The organism is Streptomyces sp. NPDC026673 (assembly GCF_040638135.1).
In the GTDB taxonomy this organism is placed as follows: domain Bacteria; phylum Actinomycetota; class Actinomycetes; order Streptomycetales; family Streptomycetaceae; genus Actinacidiphila.
In genome coordinates this window covers 1-7,274 of record NZ_JBEZXR010000151.1, presented here as the reverse complement: position 1 = coordinate 7,274, position 7,274 = coordinate 1, and the positions used below count along the sequence as shown (strand labels likewise).

The window sequence follows — 7,274 nt, the reverse complement described above, 5'->3', positions numbered from 1 at the left end:
CCCGCCTCCTCGGCGATCGCCTTGGCCGTCAGCGGGTTGTCACCCGTGATCATGACCGTGCGGATGCCCATCCGCCGCAGCTCGTCGAACCGCTCACGCATGCCGTGCTTGACGACGTCCTTCAGGTGGATGACGCCGACGACAGCGGCCGTGCCGTTCTCCTCGACCGCGACGACCAGCGGCGTACCGCCCGACTGCGAGATCCGGTCGACCAGCGACTGCACCTCCTCACCGGCCTCGCCGCCGTTGCGGGTGACCCAGGCGGTCACCGCGGACGCGGCGCCCTTGCGGATCTGGCGGCCGTCGACGTTCACACCGCTCATGCGGGTCTGGGCGGTGAAGGGCACGAACTCGGCGTGGCCGAGCTCGCCCTCGTGCCGCTCGCGCAGGCCGTACCTCTCCTTCGCCAGGACGACGATGGAACGGCCCTCGGGCGTCTCGTCGGCCAGCGAGGACAGCTGCGCCGCGTTCGCCAGCTCGGCCGCGGTCGTGCCCTTGACCGGCAGGAACTCCGCCGCCTGGCGGTTGCCGAAGGTGATGGTGCCGGTCTTGTCGAGCAGCAGCGTGTTGACGTCGCCCGCGGCCTCGACGGCGCGGCCGGACATGGCCAGCACATTGCGCTGCACCAGGCGGTCCATGCCGGCGATGCCGATCGCCGACAGCAGTCCGCCGATGGTCGTCGGGATGAGCGCGACGACGAGCGCCGCGAGGATGACGATGCTCTGCTCGGCGCCCGCGTAGATCGCGAACGGCTGCAGGGTGACCACCGCCAGCAGGAAGACGATGGTCAGCGAGGCCAGCAGGATGTTCAGCGCGATCTCGTTGGGCGTCTTCTGCCGGGCCGCACCCTCCACGAGGGCGATCATCCGGTCGATGAAGGTCTCACCGGGCTTGGAGGTGATGCGCACGACGATCCGGTCCGACAGCACCTTCGTGCCGCCCGTCACCGCGCTGCGGTCGCCACCGGACTCCCGGATGACCGGAGCCGACTCACCCGTGATCGCCGACTCGTCGACCGAGGCGACACCCTCGACGACATCACCGTCACCGGGGATGATCTGCCCGGCCTCGACGACCACGTGGTCGCCCAGCCTGAGGTCGGAGGCCGCGGCCTCCTCCTCGCGGAACGAGGTGGCTCCCGGTCGCCAGTCGGTCAGCCGACGGGCGACGGTGTGGGTCTTCGTCCGCCGCAGGGTCTCGGCCTGAGCCTTGCCGCGGCCCTCGGCCACGGCCTCGGAGAGGTTGGCGAAGACGACGGTCAGCCAGAGCCACACGGTGATGACCCAGGCGAAGATGCTCGGGTCCTTGATCGCCGAGAGCGTGGTCAGAACGGCGCCGACCTCGACCACGAACATGACCGGGTTCTTGACCATCACCCGGGGATCGAGCTTCTTGACCGCGTCCGGCAGCGAGGTGACCAGCTGCTTCGGGTCCAGCATGCCGCCGGAGACCCGGTGCTGCTGCTGCGGCTCGGTCGGGGTTCCGTCCGGCGTGGCCGGGGGTTCGAGGGTGGTCAGGGACATCAGGACAGACCTTCCGCAAGCGGACCCAGCGCCAGGGCCGGGAAGTAGGTGAGGCCGACGACGATCAGGATCACTGCCGTCAGCAGGCCGACGAACTGCGGCCGGTAGGTGGGCAGGGTGCCCGCCGTGGCCGGAACCGGCTGCTGCTGGGCCAGGGAGCCGGCCAGCGCCAGGACGAACACGATCGGCAGGAAGCGGCCGAACAGCATGGCCAGGCCGAGCGCGGTGTTGTACCAGTCGGTGTTGACGGTCAGACCCGCGAAGGCCGAGCCGTTGTTGTTGGCGGCCGAGGTGAAGGCGTACAGCACCTCGGAGAAGCCGTGCGCACCGGTATTGAGCATGCCCGCGCGCTGGCCCGGCATCGCCATGGCGAGGCCGGAACCGATCAGGACGATCGCCGGGGTGGTGAGGATGTACAGGGAGGCGAACTTCATCTCCCGGCCGCCGAGCTTCTTGCCCAGGTACTCCGGGGTGCGGCCGACCATCAGACCGGCCACGAAGACCGTGATGATCGCCAGGATGAGGATGCCGTAGAGACCGGACCCGGTACCACCGGGGGCGATCTCACCGAGCATCATGTTGAAGATCGTCATCCCGCCGCCGATCGGCGAGAACGAGTCGTGGAAGGAGTTGACCGCGCCGGTGGAGGTCAGGGTGGTCGACACCGCGAAGAGCGCGGAGGCCCACACGCCGAAGCGCTGCTCCTTGCCCTCCATCATGCCGCCCGCGACGTGTCCGGCCTGGCTGCTCACGCTGTGCAACTCGTTGACCGTGACGATCGCGACCGAGGCCGCCCAGATGACGCCCATCACGGCGATGATCGCGTAGCCCTGGCGGTTGTCGCCGACCATGCGGCCGAAGGTGCGCGGCAGGGAGGTGGCGATCACCAGCAGGAGGTAGATCTCCAGCCAGTTGGTGAAGGCGTTGGGGTTCTCGAAGGGGTGCGCGGAGTTGGCGTTGTAGAAGCCACCACCGTTGGTGCCCAGCTCCTTGATGACCTCCTGGGAGGCGACCGGGCCGCCGGTCAGGCTCTGGTGGTCCCCGACGAGGGTCGAGATGGAGTCCACACCGTGGAAGTTCTGCACGGCGCCGGCCGCGACCAGGACGATCGCGAAGACGAAGGCCAGCGGGAGCATCACGCGCACGACGATGCGCGTGAGGTCCACCCAGAAGTTGCCGACGCGGTCGGTCTTCTTGCGGGTGAAGCCCCGGATGAGGGCCGCGACGATGGCGATGCCGACGGAGGCGGAGACGAAGTTCTGCACCGCGAGACCGGACATCTGCACCAGGTGGCCCATCGTGGACTCACCCGAGTAGGACTGCCAGTTGGTGTTGGTGACGAAGGAGGCGGCCGTGTTGAAGGACACGCCGGGCGTCACGGCCGGCATGCCTATGGACAGCAGCAGGTGGTTCTGCAGCCGCATGAAGCCGTAGAGGAAGAGGACGGAGACGGCCGAGAAGGCCAGCACGCTCCGCAGGTAGACGGACCACTTCTGGTCCGCGTCGCCGTCGACCCCGCCGAGCCGGTACGCGAAGCGCTCGACGCGCAGGTGCTTGGCGGAGGTGAGGGTGTGGGCCATGTAGTCGCCCAGCGGCCGGTAGGTCAGGGCCAGCGCGCCGACGAGCGCGAGGATCTGGAGCCAGCCCGCGAGGGTGTCGTTCACTAGAACTTCTCCGGGTAGATCAGCGCCAGCACCAGGTAACCGACCAGGGCCACGGCGACGACGAGTCCGACGACGTTTTCGACGCTCACAGCCGCTCCGCCCCCTTGGCCACGAGGCCGAGCACGGCGAAGACGACGACGGTGAGGACGATGAAGGCCAGATCTGGCATGCGGAGGCACCCCGGTTAGTCGTATGGGGAACGGGTACCGCGTGCCCGGTCGGGCCCGCGGCGCCGGCGAAAAACCGGCCTCCGTAGCGAACCGCGTCGCGGTTCCCCTGACGAGGTCCGTTAGCGGGTTCCTGACGCCGCCCACGAGGTGCTTGACGGGACCTTGACGCGGCCTGGGCCGAATGGGGGACGGGGGTGTCCCCGTGTCGTCACCGGGGCCCGGAGCCCGTCCACGGCCCCGGGGCAGGGGCGGGGGCGGCGGGCGGTCACGCGCGCCGGATCAGGGGTGCGTCGTGATCGCTGCCGGCAGGGTCGGGCCCGCACGCCGTGAGGCGGATCCCGAGCTCGGCGCCGCGCGCGGACGGAGGTGATCGGAACCGTCCCGCACCGCGGCATGCGGGTGCATCGGGACGGTGACCAGCCGGTCGCACGCGACGGACCCCGGTCCCGGCACGATGTCCGGCATGCCGGGCGGGACGACGGGTCAGGCGTCCAGCCAGCCGCGTTCCCGGGCGAGCAGCGCGATCTGGAACCGCGTCCTGGCGCCGAGGGCGGTGCCCACCTCGCTGACGTGCTTCTGCACCGTCCGGCGACTCACGCCGAGCACCCGGGCGATGGCGTCGTCCTTCATCCCCGTCGCCATGAGATGGAGGATCTCGCGGGTCCGTTCGTCGGTCTCGACCGCCTCGCGCTCGCGGCGCGCGGCGGGCCAGTCCTGGCGGCTCTCCAGCGAGACCGGCGTCGCGCGTTCCCAGATGCCCTCGAAGAGCGCCACGCACACCTCGATCATGGCCGGGGAGTACACCACCAGGGAGCCCGCCGCGGGCCGGTCGCCGTGCAGCGGGAGGAGGGCGGCGGTCCGGTCGAAGAGGGCCAGCTTGACGGGGAGCCGTGTGCCGAGGCGGAATTCACCGCCCACCGCGGTGCCGCGGATCGCGGTCTCCAGGGACACCTCGTCGGTGAAGCCGTCCGCCTCGTACACCGAGCGCAGCCGCACCCCCGGGGCGACGGCGGTACGGTCCGGGTCCCGGTGTCCCGAGTCGTCCGCGGTCTCCGTCACGTAGGGCGGTTTGGCCAGGTGCAGCACCTCGCTCCGGCTGCCCTTCAGCAGGTACGCGTAGCGGGCGGCGACCTCGTCGCCGTGCTCCAGCACCTCCACCAGGTCGGGTGCGCCGGGGTGCGCGGCGGAGCGGTAGAGCTCGTCGAGCTGCTCCATGAACAGCTCCGTGCGGGCCAGCTCGCTCCGCCGGCGGGCGAGCAGCGAACCCAGGGACGAGCGCGGCGGGCCGGCCTTCCAGCGCGGGGATCCGCCGGGGATGCGGATGACCAGGAGTTCGTCCTCCAGGGCCCGCAGGGCGCGTTCGGCCTCGCCGACGGACGTGCCGACCGCCCCGGCCACCGCGGCGGCGTCCGCGGAAGGGTGGCCCACCAGGTACTCCAGGACCCGTGCGCCCAGGGGGTCCAGCCCCGTCCCCGCCCAAGGACCGCCCGATGAGACATCCATGCAGCCTGCCACCCCTGTACGTCCGCGCCCCGCGTGATGATCGTACGCCTCGCGGAACGGCCGGCGGGGGACCGGTCCGGCGTGCGCCGGTCCGGGCCCCCGTCGGGGTGGTGCGGTGTCGCGGCCGCTCAGCGGCAGGTGCCCGCGGGACGGGCCCGGGTCACCAGGTCCGTGTCCGTGGTGGTGGTGTCCATCCACAGGACGCGGCTGCCGGTGCCGGCGGCGGCGTTCGACTGCTGGCCCTTGCTGCAGGAGACCCGGCCCAGCGGGGCGCCCTGCGGGGTGAACTGCCAGAGCTTGGCCAGCGAGTCGTTGTAGTCGTCGAAGACCTGCGAGAACGAGGAGTACAGGGTCAGCGTGACCGCGGTGTCCGACGCCGTGAGGCCGTACGCCCGGACGGGGCGCGGGCCGTCCTCCGCGATGACGTCGGTGACGGTCGAGCCGTCGAGCGACGCCCGGCGCAGGGTGGTGAAGGCGTCGTCGGTGTAGTCGGTGTCGATGAGCCAGTACACACCGGCCGCGGTGATCACCGGCGTGCTGATCCACTCGGGCTGCGAGGGCGCGCCCAGCACCGTGGTCTTGCCGGTCCTGGTGTCGAAGACCTCCACGACGATCCCGTAGGTGCCGTCGAACATGCCGTCGTGGATGTAGGCGATGCGCCCGTCCTTGACGGCGGGTTCGGCCGTCTGGTTGTAGTCCCGGCCGACCGGGACCTGCTGCGGGGTGGTGGCGCCGCCCTTGAGGTAGGAGACCCGCTGCAGTCCGGTCGTCTCGTCGCGGTCGGACCAGGCGACCGTGTCGCCGTCCACGCTCAGGCCGCCGATCTGCGATCCGGTGCTGTACAGCGTCTTGACGGGACCGCCGCCCACGGGCGCGGCAAGGATGTCGTAGGTGTGGACCCAGGGGTCGTCACCGGGGACGTCGCCGACGGCCACCCAGACCACGCGCTTGCCGTCGGTGACGGGGCTGAGGTGCGAACGCCCGTCGACCGGGGAGATACGGCGGGGCTTGCCCTTGCCGTCGGTACGCCCGGTCCACACCGCGTACGGCTCGGCGCCGTCGGCGCTGGACTTGGGCGCCGCCCACCAGCCGCCGCCCGCGCTCGGGCTGTTGCCGGTGCCGACGTACGACATCAGGGTGCCGAGCCTGCCCATCAGCACGTCGCTGTCGAGGCCGAGGTTCTTCTCCCAGCCGGGGACGATGCCGTGGGCGTCGAAGGCCTTCTTGACCTTGGCCAGGCGGTCGCCCTTGACGTGCAGGGACTTGGCGGCGGCGAGGACCGCGTCACGGCCCTCGTCGAAACCGTCGAGGGGCGTGATGTAGGAGGTGAGCGCCTTGTAGACGATCTGGTCGGCGAGTTCGCCGCCCAGGCTCTCGCGGATGTCCCACAGCGCGCCGCTGAAGATCGTGGAGTTGACGTGCACTCCGCCGTTGTCGTACGACGCGCCGAGGGGCAGTCCGAGGAAGCCCTTCGTGGTGGCGCCGTCGTTCAGGTCGCGGAAGGCGCAGTCCTTCGGCGCCCGGGTCCGGCAGAGGTCGCCGCCGATCAGGCTCGCCTCGGGGTCGGTCATGGACGTGCGGTTGACGGTGACGTCGATGACGTTGCCGAAGTAGTCGGCGAGCGCCTCGTTCATGGCGCCGGACTGGCCGGCGTAGACGAGGTCGGCGGTGTGCTCGACGACGCCGTGGGTCATCTCGTGGCCGACGACGTCCAGGTCGGAGGCGAGGGAGCGGTACTCGTCGTCACCCGTGCCGTAGACCATCTTGGTGTGGTCCCAGAAGGCGTTGACGAACGGCGAGCCGTAATCCGTCACGCCGACGAGGGAGTTGATGGCCATGCCCTTGCCGTCGAGGCTGTCGCGCTTGAAGGTGCCGCGGTAGAACTCGTACACCTTCCCGGCCGCCCAGTGGGCGTCCACGGCCCCGCTGTCGGTCATCTCCTGCGGCGCCTTCGTGGTCGGCATCGCGAACGGCACCACGCCCTCCGGCCACTGGCCCGACACGTCCTGGTACCAGAGGCTGGAGGCGTCCCAGGTCTGGATGACGTTCTGGCTCTTGCCGCCGGCCATGTGCGCGGTGTCGCGCAGCAGGTACTGCCCGGTGCCGGCGTCCTTGGTGAGGTTCAGCGGGACGGTGGCGCCGTGGAGGAGGACCCCGCTGCCGATGACGCCCGTCGATCCGCTCGCGGGAGCGGCGGGCGCGCCGTTCCGCGCCGAGGTGCCGCCGCGCATGGACGTGCCGCTGCGGTGGGCGGCGGTGCCTCGGGCCGAAGCCGGCGCGGCGAAGGTGGGCAGGCCGCCGTACTCGAAGAGCGCGATACCGGTGGCGGCGTCGACGTAGACCTCCTGGACCACGGGCGCGCCGGTGGACGGGTCGGTGCCGCGCACGGTGACGTGCCGGGCCAGCACGCCCTT

General features: G+C 70.9%; 5 protein-coding genes. All 5 read right to left on the bottom strand.

Going from position 1 to position 7,274, the window contains the following annotated elements; translation table 11 throughout:
- Positions 1-1,439 (bottom strand): potassium-transporting ATPase subunit KdpB (gene kdpB / locus AB0F62_RS42105; protein WP_361812015.1); only part of this gene is annotated, 1,439 nt, incomplete at its 3' end.
- Between the two features lie 83 nt (positions 1,440-1,522).
- The gene (kdpA, locus tag AB0F62_RS42100; protein ID WP_361812013.1) at positions 1,523-3,187 is read right to left on the bottom strand and encodes a potassium-transporting ATPase subunit KdpA; all 1,665 of its coding nucleotides are present in this window, start codon (positions 3,185-3,187) and stop codon (positions 1,523-1,525) included.
- Positions 3,187-3,276 carry a K(+)-transporting ATPase subunit F gene (kdpF, locus tag AB0F62_RS42095; RefSeq protein WP_361812010.1) on the bottom strand — a complete coding sequence of 30 codons (90 nt, stop codon included), beginning with the start codon at positions 3,274-3,276 and terminating at the stop codon, positions 3,187-3,189. The genes kdpA and kdpF overlap by 1 nt, the downstream gene beginning before the upstream one ends.
- A gap of 564 nt (positions 3,277-3,840) precedes the next feature.
- The gene (locus AB0F62_RS42090; RefSeq protein WP_361812007.1) at positions 3,841-4,860 is read right to left on the bottom strand and encodes a LuxR C-terminal-related transcriptional regulator; all 1,020 of its coding nucleotides are present in this window, start codon (positions 4,858-4,860) and stop codon (positions 3,841-3,843) included.
- A 128-nt stretch (positions 4,861-4,988) separates the two neighbouring features.
- On the bottom strand, positions 4,989-7,274 hold a 2,286-nt coding region (locus tag AB0F62_RS42085), incomplete at its 5' end, for a M4 family metallopeptidase (RefSeq protein WP_361812004.1).